At 69.2% G+C, this 18,388-nt stretch carries 18 protein-coding genes; 4 read left to right on the forward strand and 14 right to left on the reverse strand.

Annotation, left to right across the window (positions count from 1 at the left end; genetic code table 11):
• Positions 1 to 200: 200 nt before the first annotated feature.
• Positions 201 to 368 carry a 50S ribosomal protein L33 gene (gene rpmG / locus VHS75_RS07030; protein WP_215340033.1) on the reverse strand — a complete coding sequence of 56 codons (168 nt, stop codon included), beginning with the start codon at positions 366 to 368 and terminating at the stop codon, positions 201 to 203.
• Between the two features lie 114 nt (positions 369 to 482).
• Entirely contained in the window at positions 483 to 1,193 is a 711-nt protein-coding gene (locus VHS75_RS07035; protein ID WP_329637896.1) for an NUDIX hydrolase, read from the reverse strand.
• A gap of 96 nt (positions 1,194 to 1,289) precedes the next feature.
• Between VHS75_RS07035 and VHS75_RS07040 the strand changes: the two genes are divergently transcribed.
• On the forward strand, positions 1,290 to 1,952 hold the full coding sequence (locus tag VHS75_RS07040; protein WP_329637897.1) for a TMEM175 family protein: 663 nt from the start codon (positions 1,290 to 1,292) through the stop codon (positions 1,950 to 1,952).
• Here the strand turns inward: VHS75_RS07040 and rnr are convergent.
• The 7 genes from rnr to VHS75_RS07075 form a co-directional block, all read right to left on the reverse strand.
• Positions 1,949 to 4,360: a ribonuclease R gene (gene rnr, locus VHS75_RS07045; protein ID WP_329637898.1), complete on the reverse strand. Its 2,412-nt coding sequence runs from the start codon at positions 4,358 to 4,360 to the stop codon at positions 1,949 to 1,951. The two genes, VHS75_RS07040 and rnr, sit on opposite strands and share 4 nt — an antisense overlap.
• A gap of 188 nt (positions 4,361 to 4,548) precedes the next feature.
• Positions 4,549 to 5,349 (reverse strand): alpha/beta hydrolase, encoded by an 801-nt coding sequence (locus tag VHS75_RS07050; protein WP_329637899.1) that lies wholly within the window; start codon positions 5,347 to 5,349, stop codon positions 4,549 to 4,551.
• Positions 5,350 to 5,471: 122 nt separating this feature from the next.
• Entirely contained in the window at positions 5,472 to 8,084 is a 2,613-nt protein-coding gene (gene topA, locus VHS75_RS07055; RefSeq protein ID WP_329637900.1) for a type I DNA topoisomerase, read from the reverse strand.
• Positions 8,085 to 8,301: 217 nt separating this feature from the next.
• Positions 8,302 to 8,574, reverse strand: coding sequence for a hypothetical protein (locus VHS75_RS07060; protein WP_329637901.1), 273 nt, complete (start codon positions 8,572 to 8,574; stop codon positions 8,302 to 8,304).
• A gap of 90 nt (positions 8,575 to 8,664) precedes the next feature.
• Positions 8,665 to 9,750, reverse strand: a complete 1,086-nt coding sequence (gene dprA / locus VHS75_RS07065; RefSeq protein ID WP_329637902.1) for a DNA-processing protein DprA — start codon at positions 9,748 to 9,750, stop codon at positions 8,665 to 8,667.
• Positions 9,747 to 10,388 (reverse strand): glycerol-3-phosphate 1-O-acyltransferase PlsY, encoded by a 642-nt coding sequence (plsY, locus tag VHS75_RS07070; protein ID WP_329637903.1) that lies wholly within the window; start codon positions 10,386 to 10,388, stop codon positions 9,747 to 9,749. Before plsY ends, dprA begins: the two co-directional genes overlap by 4 nt.
• 49 nt (positions 10,389 to 10,437) lie before the next feature.
• Complete coding sequence (locus VHS75_RS07075; RefSeq protein ID WP_329637904.1) at positions 10,438 to 10,740, reverse strand: ArsR/SmtB family transcription factor; 303 nt, start codon at positions 10,738 to 10,740, stop codon at positions 10,438 to 10,440.
• A 140-nt stretch (positions 10,741 to 10,880) separates the two neighbouring features.
• Between VHS75_RS07075 and VHS75_RS07080 the strand changes: the two genes are divergently transcribed.
• The gene (locus VHS75_RS07080; RefSeq protein WP_329637905.1) at positions 10,881 to 12,581 is read left to right on the forward strand and encodes a class I adenylate-forming enzyme family protein; all 1,701 of its coding nucleotides are present in this window, start codon (positions 10,881 to 10,883) and stop codon (positions 12,579 to 12,581) included.
• On the opposite strand, the gene VHS75_RS07085 is transcribed toward VHS75_RS07080, so the two are convergent.
• Positions 12,582 to 13,022, reverse strand: coding sequence for an LIC_13387 family protein (locus VHS75_RS07085; protein WP_329637906.1), 441 nt, complete (start codon positions 13,020 to 13,022; stop codon positions 12,582 to 12,584). It lies immediately after the preceding gene.
• Between the two features lie 188 nt (positions 13,023 to 13,210).
• Between VHS75_RS07085 and VHS75_RS07090 the strand changes: the two genes are divergently transcribed.
• Positions 13,211 to 14,083 carry an undecaprenyl-diphosphate phosphatase gene (locus VHS75_RS07090; RefSeq protein ID WP_329637907.1) on the forward strand — a complete coding sequence of 291 codons (873 nt, stop codon included), beginning with the start codon at positions 13,211 to 13,213 and terminating at the stop codon, positions 14,081 to 14,083.
• A 7-nt stretch (positions 14,084 to 14,090) separates the two neighbouring features.
• On the opposite strand, the gene pyrC is transcribed toward VHS75_RS07090, so the two are convergent.
• Together pyrC and VHS75_RS07100 are read right to left on the reverse strand one after the other, a co-directional pair.
• On the reverse strand, positions 14,091 to 15,401 hold the full coding sequence (gene pyrC / locus VHS75_RS07095; protein WP_329637908.1) for a dihydroorotase: 1,311 nt from the start codon (positions 15,399 to 15,401) through the stop codon (positions 14,091 to 14,093).
• A gap of 69 nt (positions 15,402 to 15,470) precedes the next feature.
• Positions 15,471 to 16,451: an aspartate carbamoyltransferase catalytic subunit gene (locus tag VHS75_RS07100; protein ID WP_329637909.1), complete on the reverse strand. Its 981-nt coding sequence runs from the start codon at positions 16,449 to 16,451 to the stop codon at positions 15,471 to 15,473.
• Positions 16,452 to 16,556: 105 nt separating this feature from the next.
• On the opposite strand from VHS75_RS07100, the gene VHS75_RS07105 reads away from it, so the two are divergent.
• Positions 16,557 to 17,066, forward strand: coding sequence for a DUF1993 domain-containing protein (locus tag VHS75_RS07105; protein WP_329637910.1), 510 nt, complete (start codon positions 16,557 to 16,559; stop codon positions 17,064 to 17,066).
• Here the strand turns inward: VHS75_RS07105 and ruvX are convergent.
• Complete coding sequence (gene ruvX / locus VHS75_RS07110) at positions 17,063 to 17,530, reverse strand: Holliday junction resolvase RuvX (protein WP_329637942.1); 468 nt, start codon at positions 17,528 to 17,530, stop codon at positions 17,063 to 17,065. The genes VHS75_RS07105 and ruvX overlap by 4 nt on opposite strands.
• 42 nt (positions 17,531 to 17,572) lie before the next feature.
• Positions 17,573 to 18,319, reverse strand: a complete 747-nt coding sequence (locus tag VHS75_RS07115; protein WP_329637911.1) for an SDR family oxidoreductase — start codon at positions 18,317 to 18,319, stop codon at positions 17,573 to 17,575.
• Positions 18,320 to 18,388: the final 69 nt, after the last annotated feature.

Below are 18,388 nucleotides of genomic sequence, written 5' to 3' on the forward strand. Positions count from 1 at the left end.
AAGGAAACGCCCTGCGGGGAGCCCTTGGACGGCCGTAGCCATCCAAGGGCTCCCCGCAGGGCGGTACCCCGCGAACACCCGCAAGGCGCGGGTTGTTGAGGCCGATAGGGTCGCGCCGGCCGCGGCGCTCGTCAAGCCTAACGCAAAACGCCCGGCCGGAGCCGGGCGTTTCATGAAGCTTAATCAGGAGCTTGTGGGGGCTACTTGATCTTGCCTTCCTTGAACTCGACGTGCTTGCGCACGACGGGGTCGTACTTCTTCATGACCAGCTTGTCGGTCTTGGTGCGGGCGTTCTTCTTAGTGACGTAGAAGAAGCCGGTGTCCGCCGAGGAATTCAGGCGGATCTTGATGGAGGCGGGCTTCGCCATGGCGTGTCCTTGGGCGGGGCCGGACGGCCATTCTTGAAGAAGGGGCCAACGGCGGGTGTTCGAAGAGCCGCGGAAAATACGAATCCGCGGCGCAAAGTCAATGCGGTTGGCTGTCTAGAGCTGATCCGGTCGCATCGCCCCCTGGCGGAAGCGCATGAAAGGCTTGGGCCGGCTGGGGTCGTCCATTCGCAATACGGCTTCTTTCAGCATCATCCGGGTGACGGTCGGCAGCGGCAGGGTCTGCGCCTCGTCGAAGTCGACCCAGGCGATCTCCTCCAGTTCGCCGCAGTCGGCCTGGCGGTCGAAGCTCATCAGCCGTTCGGCGTCGGCCAGCAGGAACCAGGTGTCGAAGCGCTTGCCGACGCTGGGCGGAGTGATGGCGCGGGCGATCACGTCCACGGCCCCGAGGTCGGCCAGCGCGCCCTGGGCTGTGAAGTCGCGCCAGGGGCCGACGGCGGGGCGCACAGGCGCGGGCTGGGCCAGCAACAGACCGGTCTCCTCCCAGGTCTCGCGCACCGCCGCCGCCGCGAGCGCCCGGCCGCGCCCGGCCGGCAGGTAGGCGTCGAACAGGGCGGCGACCTCCGGCCTCATCTCTGTGGCGGCAGGCGCGCGATAGTCGGACCGATCGATCCGCCCACCCGGGAACACCCAGCGGTCGGGCATGAAGCTGTGGCCGGCGTGGCGCTTGCCCATCAGCACGCGCGGCTTCTTGGCGTCCCTGCGAATAATCAGAACGGTGGCGGCGTTCTTCGGCCGAACGGCGCGGGCGCCGGGGACCCGTGGCGGACCCTCGGGCTTGCGGAAGACGGTCTCGGTTTCACTCATCAAACAACTGTATGGCCCGTCGTGGCGCCGAGGGAAGGGCGCCCTTGCGGAAGTCCGCGGTCGCGCCATCATGCCTCGGCGAGGCTGGGGGACAGCATGACCGACAACGGCGACAGCAACGTCACCAAGCACGAGACTGTGGACGAGCGGCTGCTGAACCGGGTGATCTTCTTCACCGACGCGGTGTTCGCCATCGTGATGACCCTGATGATCCTCGACCTCAGGCCGCCGGCCTTCGCCAGCCTGGCGGGCAATGGCGAGGCGCTGCAGAGCATGGCCAGCCACTTATTCGCGCTGGTGATGAGCTTCGTGGTGATCGGGGTGTTCTGGATCGCTCACCTGGCGACCACACGCCGCCTGCGCCATTTCGACTGGCTGACGGCGGTGGCCAATCTGGTCTTCATGTTCCCGGTCTGCCTGATCCCGTTCGCTACCGCCTGGTGGGGACGCGACCTCAACGCGCCGTTCCCGTGGGGCATGTACTGCGGGATCATGGTGGCGAGTTCGCTGGGCAACCTGGCCCTGGTCCTGGCGGTCTCGCGGGACGGCGGCCGGCTTATGGGCGGCATTTCCGGGCGCGAACGCCTCTACCGGGCCGCGCGCGCCATAAGCCCTGGGATCGCCTTCGGGCTCGGCATCGCCCTGTTGTTCATGGGGCATCTGCACCTATCGCAGTTCAGCTTCGTGCTGATCCCGGTGCAGATCCTCCTCTATGCGCGGTTCGTGCAGCCGAAGCCGGCCGTGGCCGGAGCCGCCTAACGCCGGGGTCCGCCCTTCTTGCCGGTGCGGATGTTCTTCGGCCGGCCTTGAGGCCCGCGCTTCGGGCCCCTGAAGCCGCCCGGCGGCTTGGGGCCGCCGCTCCCGGGACGATTGTCGTTGCGCGCCCGCATGCCCAACCGTGGCCGTGGCGCGGTGGGGTCCGGCGCGGCCGGTTCGCTGAGCATCTCGAACAGCAGGCCGCCGGTGATCGGCGTCGCCTCGACCAGCTTCACGCTGACGTTCATGCCCAGCGGCCAGCGCGCCCCGCTCCGCTCGCCCACCAGGGCGTGGGAGCGGTCGTCGTGGACGAAATATTCGCCGCCCAGTTTCGAGACCGGCACGAGGCCGTCCGCACCGGTCTCGTCCAGCCGCACGAACAGGCCAAAGCGGGTGACGCCGGTGATCCGGCCGGGGAACTCTGCGCCCACCCGGTCGGCCAGGAACGCCGCCACATAGCGGTCCGTCGCGTCGCGCTCGGCGGCCATGGCCCGGCGCTCGGCGAAGGTGATGCTCTCGGCGGTGTCCTTCATCTTCTGGATGTCGCGGTCCGAGAGGCCGTCGGAACCCAGGCCGAGCGCCGTGATCAGACCCCGGTGGACGATCAGGTCGGCGTAGCGGCGGATCGGCGAGGTGAAGTGGGCGTACTTGGCGAGGTTCAGGCCGAAGTGGCCGATGTTCTCCGTCGAATAGATCGCCTGCATCTGGGTGCGTAGGACGACCTCGTTGATGATATCGCCGTTCGGCGTGCTGCGGGTCTCGTCCAGCAGCTTGTTGAACCGGTCGGTGCGGGGCGCCTCGCCCTTGGACCAAGCGATGTCCAGCGTCTGCAGGAAGTCCACCAGGGCCTGGACCTTCTCGGCGCTCGGCGTGTCGTGGATGCGGTAGATCAGCGGGATCTTCTTGGCTTCCAGGGTCTCGGCGGCCGAGACGTTGGCCTGGATCATCATCTCCTCGATCAACTTGTGGGCTTCGAGACCGGCGCGCGGGGTGATCGAGGCGACCTCGCCCTCGCGGTTGATGACGATGCGCCGCTCGGCGCTCTCGATGGCCAGCGGCGAGCGGATGTCGCGGCCCTTCTTCAGCACCGCATAGGCGGCGTAGAGCGGCTGGATGATCGACTTGGCGATCGGGCCGGTCTTGTCGTCCGGCCGGCCGTCGGCGCAGGCCTGGGCCTGTTCGTAGGAGAGCTTGGCGGCCGAGCGCATCAGGCCGCGGACGAACTTGTGGGACCGCTTGCGGCCGTCGGCGCCGAAGACCATGCGCACGGCCATGCAGGCGCGGTTCTCGCCCTCGCGAAGGCTGCACAGTCCGTTGGACAGCACCTCCGGCAGCATGGGTTCCACGCGGTCGGGGAAGTAGACGCTGTTGGCCTTCTCCCGCGCCGTCTCGTCGAGGGCGGAGTTCGGCCGCACATAGGCGGCCACGTCGGCGATGGCCACCCAGACGATCCAGCCGCCGGGGTTCTTCGGGTCGTCGTCCGGCTGGGCATAGACCGCGTCGTCGTGGTCGCGGGCGTCAGCCGGGTCGATGGTGATGAAGGGGACGTCGCGCAGGTCTTCGCGGCCGGCCAGGGTCGGCGGTTGGGCGGCCTCGGCTTCGGCCTCGGCGGCGGCTGAGAAGCCGGTGGGGATGCCGTGGGCGTAGATCGCCAGCAGGGAGGCCGAGCGCGGCTCGTCCTCGCGGCCGATCACCTCCAGCAGCTTGCCGCGCTTGGGGCCGTAGCGGGTCTCGGCCGTCGTCGCCTGGGCCAGCACCAGGTCGCCGTCGCGTAAGGTCTGCGCCTGCGGATCGGTGAGCAGCAGGCTGTCCTTGGAGCGGCGGTCCACCGGCTCGACACGCACTTCGCGGTGGCTCTTGCGGATGACGCCCAGGATGCGCTGGCCGCCGGCGCCCAGGGCCTTGATCAGGCGGGCCTCGCTCGTGCCGTTCTCCAGCTTCACGAAACGGACCAGCAGGCGGTCGCCGATGCCTGGCGCCGGGCCTACGTCATCCTTGCGGCTGGCGGCCAGGACCACCAGCGGGGCATCCTCGCCCTTGGTGAGCTTGACGTAGAGTTCGCCGTCCGCGTCGCGCTCGATGACGTCGACGACGCCGACCTCGGGCAGGGCGCCTACTTCGGCGAAGCCGCGGCGGCCGCGCTTGGCCAGGGCGCCGTCCTCCTGCAGGGTCTGCAGCATCTGGCGCAAGGCGCGACGCTCCTCGCCCTTCAGGCCGAAGACCTTGGCCAGCGTCGCCTTATCGGTCTCGCCGCCTTCGCGGATGTATTTCAGTAGGGTGTCGCGGTCGGAGATGCCGCGTTGCGGGCGGGGTGCGGTCTTGGCGGGCGCCTTGACGGCTGGTTTGGCCGCGGCGGGGCCCGCGGGCTTGGTTTGGAAACGTGAGCCCTTGGGGGCGCGAGTCTTAGGCATAAGGGGTGCTTAGCACCTTTCGTAGGCGGTCTTGAGGATTGGAATGGGGCGCGCGAACCCCTGCGCGGCTCCCATCGCCTTTGAGTGAAAGAGGCATTTTGGGAGCAGGGCGGTCGTCGCGGCCGGTCGGCCAGCGATGCGCAACGCTCATATAGGCGCTCGGGGTTAAGATTGCACCCCTGACGCGGTCAGCCTCCCGTCAGGAAGGCCGTCATGGCAGGGACGGCGGTTCGGTCCTGGATGATGAACAGGTGGCCGCCGTCGAAGAATTGCAGCGCCGCGCCGGGGATACGGCTCGCCATCTTCTCCTGGGTGGCAGGGAGGGCGATGCCGTCATAGCGGCCGGCCGCGATCATCGTCGGACAGGCGATCTGCGGTAGTCGGTCCCAGGTATCGTGGGCGGCGCGGGCGGCCAACTGGCGGTGGGCCCCCATGGCGTGGCCGGGCTCGTCCGCATAGGGGGCCGCGGCGCCCATGGCGACGAAGAGGGCGTACTGGTCCGAGTGCGCCGCAGCCCAGGCGTCGTCGCGGCGCGTGTCGCTGATCGGGATCATGTGCTTGGCGCGGGCCTCGCCCTTCAGATGCTCGATCTCGTGGAACGGGAAGGACGCGCCGCCGGCCCCTCCCGGCGAGGTGCAGGCCAGCACAAGGCGTTTCACGCGGCCCGGATGCCGAAGCGCCAGCTCCTGGGCCACCATGCCGCCGAACGAGACGCCGACCACCAGGGCCTGGTCCCATCCCTGGTCGGCCATCAGCGCCGCGGCGTCGTCGGCGTAGTCGGCCATGGAATAGGGAACATCCGGCTTTCCGGTCTGACCGAGGCCGCGCTGGTCGTAGGCCAGCAGGTCGAAGCTCTTCGCCAACGGCCCGTCGAAGACGTTCGGCTTCACCCTCAGATCGCCGCCGGTGCCGGAGATGAACAGCAGCGGCGGACCGGCGCCGGCGCGTTCGTAGTGGATGTCCAGTCCGTTGGCGGTAGCGACGGGCATCCCAAAACCCCGAACGTCCCGGCGAAGGCCGGGACCCAAGCTGAAGTTCGATAGAGACCAAGGCCAGGGCTGTCCGCAAGCCCGAATGGGTCCCGGCGTTCGCCGGGACGGCCGGTGAGGGGCTAGGCCGAAGCCTTCTTCTTCGCTGCCGGCTTCTTCTTGGCCGCCGTCTTCTTGGCCGGAGCCTTCTTCGCGGCGGCAGTCTTGGGCGCCGCTTTCGCCTTCGCCCCGCGGGCCGGCTTCTTGCCGCCACCCTTGGCCGCGCGCTCGGCCAGCAGTAGGACCGCCTGTTCCAAGGTCACGTTCTGCGGATCCGTGCCGCGGGGCACGTTGGCGTTGGTCGCGCCGTGCTTGATGTAGGGGCCGTAGCGGCCCGACAGCACCTTGACCGGCGCGCCGTCGGCCGGGTGCGCGCCCAGGTCCTTCAGCGCGGCGGTCTCGCCGCGTCCGTTGCGGCCGCCGGCGCGCTTTTCGGCGAGTAGGGTCACGGCGCGGTTCAGGCCCACCTCGAACACCTCGTCAGCGCCCGACAGATTGGCGTAGGTTCCAGCGTGCAGCACGAAGGGTCCGAAGCGGCCGATGCCGGCCAGGATCGGCTGGTTGTCCTCCGGATGCAGCCCCACCTCGCGCGGCAGGCGCAGCAGGCGCAGGCCCTTCTCCAGGTCCATGTCCGGCGCCGACCAGCCCTTGGGCAGGCTGGACCGCTTGGGCTTTTCGCCCTCGCCAAGCTGGACGTAGGCGCCGAAGCGGCCGGATTTCAGGAACACGGTCAGGCCGGTGTCCGGATCGACGCCCAGTTCGCGGTCGCCGGAGGGGCTGTCTCCGTCCTCGGCCTCCGAGATCGGGCGGGTGTAGCGGCATTCCGGATAGTTCGAGCAGCCGACGAAGGGCCCGAACCGGCTGGTCTTCAGGCTGAGCCGGCCGGCGCCGCAGGTCGGGCAGGTGCGCGGGTCGGAGCCGTCGGCCTTGGGCGGATAGAGGAAGGGCGCCAGCGTCCCGTCCAGCGCGTCCAGCACCTCGCGGGTGGAGACCTTCAGCACTTCCTCGGTCTTCGGGAAGAAGTCGGTCCAGAATTCGCGGAGCAGCACTTTCCAGTCGAGTTCGCCGGCGGAGACCAGGTCGAGCTTCTCTTCCAGCGCCGCGGTGAAGTCGTACTCCACGTAGCGGAGGAAAAACTCCTCCAGGAAGATGGTGACGAGGCGTCCCTTGTCCTCCGGAATGAACCGGTTCTTGTCCATCCGCACATATTCGCGGTCGCGCAGCACGGTCAGGACCGAGGCGTAGGTGGAAGGCCGCCCGATGCCGAGCTCCTCCATCTTCTTGACCAGGCTGGCTTCCGAGTAGCGCGGCGGCGGCTCGGTGAAGTGCTGGTCAGCGCGGGCGGCGGCGACCTTGGCGGCCGCGCCTTGCGTCACCTGCGGCAGCTTGGAGACCGCTTCGTCCTCGGGGTCGTCGCGGCCTTCCTCGTAGACGGCCAGATAGCCATCGAAGAGGGTCACGTCGCCGGAGGCGCGCAGCGCCGTCTTCCCATCGCTGGACTCCAGGTCGATGGTGGTGCGCTCGATGCGCGCGCTCTCCATCTGCGAGGCGATCATCCGCTTCCAGATCAGCTCGTAGAGCCGGCCGAGGTCGGGATCGAGCCGCAGCTTGCCCGGATTACGCGCCAGGCTGGTCGGGCGGATCGCCTCGTGGGCCTCCTGGGCGTTCTTCGCCTTGGTGGAGTAGAACCGCGGCTTCTCCGGAACATACTCGCGGCCGTAGAGGCCGCCGATCACGCCGCGCGCCTCGTCCAGCGCCTCGGGTGCGGTCTGCACGCCGTCGGTCCGCATGTAGGTGATCAGGCCGACGGTCTCGCCGCCGATGTCGACGCCCTCGTAGAGCCGCTGCGCCGCCTGCATGGTGCGCTGCGCGTTGAAGCCCAGCTTGCGCGAGGCTTCCTGCTGCAGGGTGGACGTGGTGAAGGGCGGCGGCGGCGAACGCTTGGCCGGGCGCTTCTCGACCGCGGCGATGGTCAGGGTCGCGGCCTTGACCGCATCTCGCGCCGCGAAGGCCGAGGTCTCGTTGGCCAGGTCGAACTTGGTGAGGCGCTTGCCCTCATGCTTGGTCAGGCGCGCCAGGAAGGGGTCGCCGCCGGCCGAGACGTCGGCCTCGACGGTCCAGTATTCCTGGGTCTTGAACAGCTCGATCTCGATCTCGCGGTCCACCACCAGACGCAGGGCCACCGACTGCACGCGGCCGGCCGAACGCGAGCCCGGCAGCTTGCGCCACAGCACCGGCGAGAGCGTGAAGCCGACGAGATAATCCAGCGCGCGGCGGGCCAGGTAGGCGTCCACCAGCTCCATGTCGATGTCGCGCGGCGCCAGCATGGCCTCGGTCACGGCGGACTTGGTGATGGCGTTGAACACCACCCGCTGGATCGTCTGGCCCTTGATGACCTTCTTCTTCTGCAGCACCTCCAGCACGTGCCAGGAGATCGCTTCGCCTTCGCGGTCGGGGTCGGTGGCCAGGATGATCTTGTCGGCGCCCTTGGCCGCCGCGATGATCTCGTTCAGCGGCTTGGTCGAGCGCGCGCCCACTTCCCAGGTCATGGCGAAGTCTTCGTCGGGGCGGACGGAGCCGTCCTTCTCCACCAGATCGCGGACATGGCCGACGCTCGCCAGGACCTTGTAGTCCGAGCCGAGGTACTTGTTGATGGTCTTGGCCTTGGCCGGGCTCTCGACGACGACGAGGTTCATGCGTGGGGGGTTCTGGCGTTCCGCTGCGGTCGGCCCAGCGTCCGGGCCGCTTAAAGGACGCGGAAAGTGGGGGCGGCGCCTAGGGGCTGTCAACGCCCCTTGCGAGGCCTGGCGCCCGAGCCCCCTAAAGGGGCTCCTTTTTTCGGGGCGCCGGTACGAAAAGGCCGGCGCCCTTTCAGGAGCGCCGGCCCGGCCGTCGTTTCAGAAGTGTGTCAGCCTACTGTGGGCGGCGCGCCGCCATCATCTTCGCCATGGCGTCCTTGCAGGGCGCGCTGACCTTGTCGGCGGAGTCGCGCAGGCACATCATGGTCTCGCGGCCCGCCGCCTTGCCGTCGCAGAGGGTCTTGGTGTCGGTGGCGCAGGCGTCCATCATCGCCTTGCGGGCGGCCTGCATCTCCGGCGACGGGCTCTGGCCGCCGGCCGGCGGTTGAGCGAAAGCCGATCCGGCGACGGCCAGCGCGGCGAGGGTGATCGCGATCCTGAGCTTCATAGAGTGGGTTCTCCGACTTGGTTTTGAGCGGTCATCGTAGACGCTGTCCCTAACCCTATTATTTCCGCGCCTTGCGGTGACATTGCGGCGTTAGCTGGACGAGACCATGCCGCCGGGCAGCAGCTCGCAACGCCCCGCCAGCGCGAGTTCCACAAGGGCCGCGAAGACCGCCGGCGCGGGGCCGCCGGTGGCCCCTACGAGTTCGTCGCGGGAAACCGGGGTGGGCGAGAGCAGCGCGGCCACAGACGCGCGCAGGGCGTCGTCCGGATCGGCCGGCGGTCCCTGGTCGTAGCGGCGATCCGGCTCGTGCAGGCTGCGCAGGCCTTCAAGGGCCCGCAGCACGTCCTCGGCGCCATCGCACAGGGCGGCGCCCTGGCGGATCAGGTCGTTGGTCCCCTTGGCGCGCGGGTCGAGGGGCGAGCCCGGCACCGCCAGCACTTCGCGCCCCTGTTCGCCCGCCAGGCGCGCGGTGATCAGCGAGCCGGAGCGCAGTTCGGCCTCCACCACGACCACGGCCCGCGACAGGCCGGAGATGATCCGGTTGCGGTGCGGGAAGTCGCGGGCGACCGCCGTGCGGCCCGGCTCGCTCTCCGAGACCACGCAGCCGGCCTCGACGATGCGTGCGTAGAGCCCGGCGTGTTCCGGCGGATAGATGTCGTCGATCCCGCCGCCCAGGACCGCCACCGTGCCGGTGGGCAGGCCGCCTTCGTGCGCCGCGGCGTCGATCCCCCGCGCCAGGCCGGAGACGATTACATGACCCGCCTGGCCCAGCTCCGACGCCAAGCCGCGGGCGAACCGCTGCCCGGCCGCCGAGGCCACCCTCGCGCCGACGATCGCCACGCCGGACCGGTCGAGGATCTCGATGCGCCCTCGGGCCCACAGGATCGGTGGCGGCGGATCGAGGGCGGCCAGCGCGGACGGGAAGGCGGCCTCGCACGACGCGATCAGCCGCGCGCCCAAGGCTGCGCCGTCAGCCAGCTCCTTGTCGACAGCGGCGTCGGTCGCCAGCCGTATGTTGCGGCCGCCGCGTTTGGCCAGGTCGGGCAGCGCCTCCAGCGCCCGCGCCGCGGTCCCGAACCGCTGCAACAGCTGGTCGAAGGTGATCGGGCCGACGTTCTCGGTGCGCGCCAGCTTCAGCCAATCGCGCCGCTCGGCGTCCGACAGCGCCTGCGTCACGCGGTCGGCGCTTTCTTCGACCCGCCCATCCGCGGCTCTTCGCCCTTCAGCAGGCGGCGGATGTTGGCGTCATGGCGGACGTAGATCAGCACGGCCATCACCAGGGCGAGCGCCGCCACCGGCTGGCGATGCAGCAAGAGCGCCGCGACCGGGGCCACCACAGCCGCCGTCAGAGCCGCGAGGGACGAGATCCGGAATAGCGCCGCCATCAGCAGCCATGTGGCGCCGGCGATCAGCCCCACCGGCCAGGCCGCCGCCAGCAGGGTGCCGAAGAAGGTCGCCACGCCCTTGCCGCCCTTGAACTTCAGCCAGACCGGGAAGATGTGCCCGAAGAAGGCCGCGCCACCCGCCAGGCTGGTCAGCACGGCCTGGGCGTCGTTGCCGAGGCCCCGCGTGGCCAGCCACGCGATCAGCACCGCCAAGGCCCCCTTGCCGCCGTCGCCGATCAGGGTCAGGGCCGCCAGGTCGCGCCGGCCGCTGCGTAGCACGTTGGTCGCGCCGATATTGCCCGAGCCGATGGCCCGCGGATCGCCGGCGCCGGCCGCACGCATCACGATCACCCCGAACGGGATCGAGCCCAGCAGGTAGCCACCGACAACGGCGGCGCCGAGCTGGACGGTCGTCAGGCCCTCGAACATGAACGCTCCCCCTTGGGACAGAGTCCTAGCCCGGCGGGCTCACCGGCGCCTAGACCTCGGCGTCGAAGGCTGTCTTCAGCGCGGCGATGGCGGCTTCGTTGCGGCGATAGAAGGTCCACTGCTTGATCCGCTTGGGGATCACCAGGCCGGCCTGGGTCAGGATGCGCATGTGCTCGCTGAGCGTCGGCTGGCTGACCGCCAGCTTGGCGGCGATATGGACGCCGCAGACGCCGTCCTCCACCAGGTCGCCATCCACCTGCGGCGGGAAATGGGCGCGGGGGTCCTTCAGCCAGTCCAGGATCAGCAGGCGGCGGTCGTTTCCGAGCGCCTTCAGGGCGTCAACGATAGGCATCTCCAAGTGGCTAAGTCCCAATGCGGTGACGCGCAACGCCTTAGCGGCTTCCTTCGGCGCCCCCTCTTCGCCTATGTGACGTTCAAGGCCGCACACAGACGGCTGCGAGCGCGATCTTGCGCAGCATAGTCGAGGGTAGGATGCACTACGCGGAACTCAACCAGGCCTGGGCGGATCTTACGGGGCCGGGCGCGCCCTTCGAGGTCGAGGAGATCGAGGTGCGCGGGGCGCGGCTGCGCAGCTTCAAGAACGTTCCGCCCAGCGTCCGCGCGCTGTGGTTGTCCACCGCTCCGTTCGGGCCGCGCGACTACCTGGTCTACGGCGACGAGCGCATCACCTATGCCGAGGCCCACGCCCAGGTGGCTTCGATCGCCAACTGGATGCTCAGCGTCGGCGTGAAGCCCGGCGACCGGATCGCCATCGCCATGCGCAACTATCCGGAGTGGATGCTGATCTACTGGGCCGCGGTTTGCCTGGGCGTCGCCGTGGTCGGCATGAACGCCTGGTGGACGTCGGCTGAGATGGCCTATGGCCTCAGCGACGCCAAGCCGAAGGTCTTGTTCGCCGACGGCGAGCGCATCGCGCGCCTGGCTGAGCAGCGGTCGATGTTGGGCGAGGCGGTTCTGGTGGCCACGCGGACCGAGACCCTGCCGGACAAGGCCGTCGCCTGGGCCGAGGTGATCGCCTTCGGGGGCTCGCTCCCCGCCGTCGAGGTCGATCCCGACGCCGACGCCTGCATCTTCTACACCTCCGGAACGACGGGCTTCCCGAAGGGCGCCCAGCTGACCCACCGCGGCTGCGTCACCAACCTGATGAACATGGTGTTCTCCGGCCAGGTGCAGGCGCTGGCCACAGCGCGGGCCACGGGCGTCGCGATCGATCCGGCCGCGCCGCCGCCGATCCCGGTGACCCTGATCACCACCCCGCTGTTCCACGTCACAGCCAACAACTGCGCGGCCTATGTGACCACCGCGGCCGGCGGGAAGATGGTGCTGATGTACCGCTGGGACGCCACCACCGCCCTGGAGTTGATCCAGCGTGAGCGGGTGAGCGGCGTCAGCGGCGTGCCGGTGATGTCCCGCGAACTGGTCACCCACCCGGACTTCGCCAGGTACGATACATCGAGCCTCCTGACGGTTGGCGGCGGCGGCGCCCAGCTGCAGCCCGACCTGGTCGCCAAGATCGACTCCACCGTGGCCACCGCCCGGCCCAACACCGGTTACGGCATGACCGAAACCTGCGGGATCATCACCGCGGTGGCCGGCGACTTCTTCGTCGACAAGCCGGCGAGTTGCGGCCGGGCCATGCCGACCTTCGAGGTCAGGATCGTCGGCGACGACGGCCAGGCCGTGGGCGCTGGCCAGCCGGGCGAGCTGTGGGTCAAGGGCGCGCCGGTGATCAAGGGCTACATCAACCGCCCCGACGCCACCGCGGAGTCGATCACCGACGGCTGGCTGCATACCGGCGACGTGGCTTACATCGACGAGGACCAGTTCCTGTTCCTGGTCGACCGCAAGAAGGACATGGTCCTGCGTGGCGGCGAGAACATCTACTGCGCCGAGGTCGAAGCGGTGCTCCATCAGCATGCCGGCGTCGCTGAATGCAGCGTCTTCGGCGTCCACGACGACAGGCTGGGCGAGGAGGTCGGGGCCGCGGTGGTCATGCGGCCGGGGCAGGCGGTGGACGCCGCCGAACTGCGCGAGCATTGCGCGGCCCTGATGGCCCGCCACAAGATCCCCCGCTACATCTGGCTGCTCGATGCGCCCCTGCCGCGCAACGCCAGCGGCAAGTTCCTGAAACGCGAGCTGCGCGAAGGGCTGAAGACGGTCGAGGCGGCCTAATCAGGCCGTCGCAGTCCGGGTCTGGGTCGCACCTTGGCCCAGGGTCACGAAGGCTGCGCCGATCGCGAGCGTGATCACCGCCGAGACGATCTGCGGTGCGGCGAAGAGGTAGCGCCAGTCCAAGCCCAGCGTCGCCAGGTTGCTGAGGAACAGCACCGCCACGAAAGCACGGCCCTCGCCGGGATGGCGCCGGTCCTGCCGCGCCAGCAGCCAGAGCACGCCCGCCTGGGCCAGCATCAACGCCGAGATGACCAGGCCGAAGCCCACATAGACATCCCAGTAGGTGCGGACCGATCCGCCCAGGTCGAATGGCGCGGCCTCCATCGCCCGTCGCGCGGCGAGCTGCGCGCCGGGCTGCGTCTTGGTGAAGCCGAAGGTGTGGGCGAGCGTCAGCAACAGGCTGGCGATGGCGGCGGTGCGAAGCCAAAAGCGTCCAAGCATCGCCTTGCTCACATAGGTAAGTAATAACTTACCGTAAGTTTTTACTTACATGATGTCAATCGCGCCGGGTGAGGCGTCGGACGCCAAAACACGATCTGAGCATCGGCTCGACCTCCACGGGCCTTGCCCTCCAGCGCACCTCCATGACAAGGGGGGCAACCAGTTCTCGTTGGGCCCAGGGAAGCAGCATGGCGGACGCGTGTAGCGGTGGAGTCGACACCGGCTTTGTCGCCTTGGGTTACGCCAAGGTCGCGCTGCTCGGGGTAGTCCAGGGGATCACCGAGCTGCTGCCGATCTCGTCGACCGCCCACATGCGGGTGGTCCCGCTGGCCCTGGGCTGGCCCGATCCCGGCGCGGCCTTCTCCGCCGCCATGCAGCTAGCCGCCCTGGTGGCGGTGGTGAGCTACTTCTGGAGCGACGTGGCCGCCCTGGCCGGCGGCTCGGTGCGGGCGCTCGCGAAGGGACGGTTCGGGGATCGCGACCTGCGCCTGGTGTTCTGGATCGCCGTCGCCACTCTGCCCATCGCGGTCGCCGGCCTGCTGCTGTCGCCGGTGCTGAACGCCTGCGGATCGCCGCTGCGCGGCGTGCCGGCGATCGGCGTCGCCTGCATCGTCATGGGCCTCCTCCTGGCCGCGGCTGAGATCTGGGCGCGGCATCAGCGCACCATGGATCAGGCCGGCGGGCGCGACGCGATCCTCATCGGCGTGGCCCAGATCGGCGCCCTGATCCCCGGGGTTTCGCGGTCCGGATCGACCCTGACCGCGGCGCTGGCGCTCGGCCTCAAGCGCGAGGACGCCGCGCGGTTCTCCTTCTTGCTGGGCATCCCGGCCATCGCGCTGGCCGGCCTGAAGGAGCTGTGGGAGCTGCACAAGGCCCACCTCGACGCCCACGGCTGGAGCGTGCTGGGTGTCGGCATCGCTGTCGGCGCGGTCTCGGCGCTGGCGGCGATCTGGGGCCTGATGCGTTTCCTGGAGCGCTTCTCGACCTGGCCCTTCGTCATCTATCGGATCATGCTGGGCGTCGTGCTGTTGGCCGCGGCCGCGGCAGGATGGGCCCGATAGGGCGCGATCAGCCGCCGGCGTAGACGGTTCGGCCGTCCACCACGGTGCGCAGCACCTTGCCCTGCAGCCGCCGTCCATCGAAGGGCGAGTTCTTGGACTTCGAGATCAACTTGTCGGCGTCGATGATCAGCGGCGCGTTCAAGTCGCAGAGCACCAGGTCGGCCGGCGCGCCCTTGGCCAGACGGCCTTGCGGCAGCTTGAGCAGGTCGGCAGGCGCGCTGGTCACGGTCCGGATCAGGTCGAGCAGCGGGATGCGGCCTTCGTGGTGGAAGGTCAGCAGGGCCGGCAGCAGGGTCTGCAGGCCCACCGCGCCCGGCGCGGCCTCGTCATAGGGCAGGCGCTTGTCCTCGGCCGGCGCGGGCGCATGCGCGCTGACCACGATGGAGATCAGGCCGGAGGCCACGGCCTCGATCACCGCCTGGCGATCGTCCTCGCTGCGCAGCGGCGGGTCGACCTTGCAGAAGGTGCGGTAGTCGCCGATGTCGATCTCGTTGAACGACAGATGGTTGATCGAGGTGGTGGCGGTGACCGGCAGTCCGCGCTCGCGGGCCCGGCGGAAGCTTTCGATGGCGTCGGCGGTGGTCAGCTGGTCGACCAGGAACGGCGCGCCGGTCAGCTCCACCAGCGCCAGATCGCGCTCCAGCATGATCTTCTCGGCGATGGCCGGAACGCTGGGCAGGCCCATCCGCGAGGCGAACTCGCCCTCGCTGGCCGCGGCGCCCGCCGACAGCCAGGGATCGGCCGGCCGGTGCGCCACCAGCACCCCGAACGCCCTGGCGTAGCTGAGCACCCGGCGGAGCACCTTGGAATCGACGATCGGCCGGTCGGCGTCGGTGACATAGAGGCAGCCGGCCTCGGCCATCAGCCCGATCTCGGCCATCCTTTGGCCTTCGCCGCCCTTGGTCGCCGCGCCGGCCGGATAGACCTTCACCAGCTCAATGTCGCGGGCGCGGCGCAGGATGAAGTCCACCACCGACGGCTCGTCGATCACCGGATGGGTGTCGGGCTGCACGACGATCGAGGTGACCCCGCCGGCCGCCGCCGCCAGGGCCGCCGATTTCAGTGTCTCCTTGGTCTCCGTGCCCGGCTCGCCGGTCTTGACGCGGATGTCCACCAGGCCGGGCAGCAACAGAGCGCCGCGGCCATCGACCACCTCGATATCCTTGGAGAGCGGGCCCAGGTCGGCGCCCTTCACCACATCGGCGATGACGCCCTCGGTGACGATGATCCCGCCGGGGCCGTCATAGCCGCCGGCCGGGTCGATCAGCCGGACGTTGGCGAAGGCGATGGGGCGACCATGTGCCGGCGAAGAGGTCATGCTACTTCGCTCCCTTCAGGGAGCTTCGAAGCATTGGGCAGAGCCCTCCGAAGCCTTGGCGAAGGAGGGTCATCGGTCGTTCTCTAGCCGAGCGGCCAGCGAGGTCAGCACCGCCATGCGTGCGGCGACGCCCATCTCCACCTGGTCCTGGATCAGGCTGACCGAGAGATCGTCGGCCACGTCTGAGTCGATCTCGACGCCGCGGTTCATCGGCCCGGGGTGCATCACCCGCACATGCGGCGCGGCGAAGGCCAGCTTCTCGCGGTCGAGGCCGAAGAAGCGGAAGTATTCGCGCTGCGACGGCGCCATGACGCCATCCATCCGCTCCAGCTGCAGGCGCAGCATCATCACCACGTCGCAGCCGGCGACGCCTTCGCGCATGTCGTGGAAGATGGCCACGTTCCAGCGGTCGGCCTGCGGCGGCATCAGGGTCGGCGGGCCCACCAGCCGCACTTCGGCGCCCAGCATCTGCAGCAGGGCGATGTTGGAGCGCGCCACGCGCGAATGCGCCACGTCCCCGCAGATTGCCACCTTCAGGCCCGCGATCCGCCCGAAGGCGCGGCGCATGGAGAGCGCGTCGAGCAGGGCTTGGGTCGGATGCTCGTGCTGGCCGTCGCCCGCGTTGATCACCGAACAGGAGACCTTCTGCGACAGCAGCGACGCGGCCCCAGACGAGGAATGGCGCACCACCAAGAGGTCCGGTTGCATGGCGTTCAGGGTCACCGCCGTGTCGATCAGGGTCTCGCCCTTGGCGATCGAGGACGAGCGCGGGCTCATGTTGACCACATCGGCGCCCAGCCGCTTGCCGGCCAGCTCGAAGGAGCTTTGGGTCCGCGTCGAGTTCTCGAAGAACAGGTTCATCAGCGTCCTGCCCTTGAGCAGGTCGAGCTTCTTCGAGGTCTGGCGGTTCAGGCTGACGAATCCGTCGGCCAGATCGAGGAGATTGGCCACCTCGACCTCGTTCAGATCGGTGCTGGATAGGAAATGCCGCTTCGGGAAGGAGAAGGTCCGTTGCAGGACCTCGTTCAGACCAGGCGGCGTCGTAGTCATTAAAGCCGCGTCTTAGGCGGCTTTGATCGGGGAGGGAAGCGGCGCTTTGCCGACTCTTGCCGGCACGGCTAGGAGGAACGGCCAGAGCCGCCCAGGAACCCAACCATGACCATCAGTCTCTTCAGCTTCATCAATCTCTTCGACCGGCAGCTGGATAACGCCGCCAACATCCTGACCAAGGGCGCCCAGTTCGCCAAGGACGGCGGCCATTCGGAAGAGGACATGCTGAACTGGAGCCTGATCGGCGACATGGCGCCGCTCCGCTTCCAGCTCATGGTGGTCTGCAACTTCACGCGGCAGTGGCCGGCGCGGGTGGCGGGCCTGCCGGCCCCGGCGGAAATCGATCAGACCCTGGACGTGGCGGGCTTCCACGCCGCCATCGCCGACGCCAAGGCCTACCTGAAGACCCTGACGCCGGAGCAGTTCGCCGGCCGCGACGACGTCCCGCTGACCTACATGCTGGGCACCGGCCTGGAGCCGACCCTCCCGTCCGGCCAGTGGCTGACGGTTTTCGCCACGACGAACATCTATTTCCACCTGTCCACGGCCTACGGGATCCTGCGGTCCAAGGGCGTCCCCATCGGCAAGTCGGACCTGTTCGCCGGCGGCCTCTAGCCGTTCCGCAGCCGGTCCAGGGCCCCCTGAAGGATCCAGCCCGCCGCCGCCTTGTCGACCACCTCGGCGCGGCGGGCGCGGTTCATGTCGGCCTCATCGATCAGCATGCGGTTGATGGCCATGGAGCTCATCCGCTCGTCCCAGAAGGCGATGGGCATGTCCTTCAGACGCAGGAGATTCCGGGCGAACGCCCGGCTCGACTGGCAGCGCGGGCCTTCGGTCCCGTCCATGTTCACCGGCAGGCCGATGACGATCCCGCCGGCGCCGCGGCTCTCCATCAGCTTGAAGAGCGCCTTGGCGTCGTCGGTGAACTTCACCCTGCGGATCAGCTCTAGGGGGCTCGCCACGGTGCGCGTGGCGTCGGAGGCCGCGACCCCGATGGTCTTTTCCCCCAGGTCCAGGCCCACCAGCGGCGTGTACGGCGGCAGGGCGGCGGGAAGTTCGAGGAGGTCGACGACGGCCATGGTCACCCATAGCCGCCGCGACCGGCGCCCGCCAGCGAGGCGTCAGAGGGTGAAGCCGCCATCCACGGTCAGCGATGCGCCGTTGATGTAGCTCGATTGTGGACCGGCCAGGAACGCCACCAGATTGGCGATCTCCTCCGGCTCGCCGACTCGGCCGAGCGGGCTCTGCGCCGTCAGCCAGGCCCGGTGCGGGCTGTCGGCTGGGTTCATGTCGGTCTCGGTCGGGCCGGGCTGCACGTTGTTGATGGTGACGCCCTTGGGCCCATAGTCGCGCGCCAGGCCGCGCGTCATGGCCGCGATCGCCCCCTTGGTGCTGGCGTAGATGGCGCCGCCTGGGACGCCGACGCGGTCGGCCACGATGCTGCCGATCATGATGATCCGCCCGCCTTCGCCCATCACCGCCTGAGCGGCCTCCGCCGCCACAAGCGGCCCACGGACATTGACCGCGTACATCCGGTCGAACTCATCGATGTCATAGCCCTGCGGCCGGCGCATGCCGATCAGGCCGGCGTTGTTCACCAGGATGTCCAGCCGGCCGAAGCGCGCCACGGTCAGCGCCACCGCATCGCGCACGGCCCGCGGATCGGCGCTGTCCGCGCGAACCGCCGCAGCCTGGCCGCCGCGCGCCGCAACGTCAGCCACGACCGCGTCGGCCTGCGCCGCGGCGTTCGCGTAGGTGAACAGGACCGAAGCCCCGTCTGCCGCCAGCCGACGGACGATGGCGGCGCCGATCCCGCGTGAGCCGCCAAGCACAAGAGCGACCTTGTCGCCGAGGGGTAGGGTGGTCATGGAAAACATCCTCTGGTTAATGGAACGAACAGTCCAGAATTGGACAAAGCTTGGGCCGTTTCAGCGGGG

The sequence above is a fragment of the Phenylobacterium sp. genome (assembly GCF_036264965.1).
Taxonomy (GTDB): Bacteria; Pseudomonadota; Alphaproteobacteria; order Caulobacterales; family Caulobacteraceae; genus Phenylobacterium.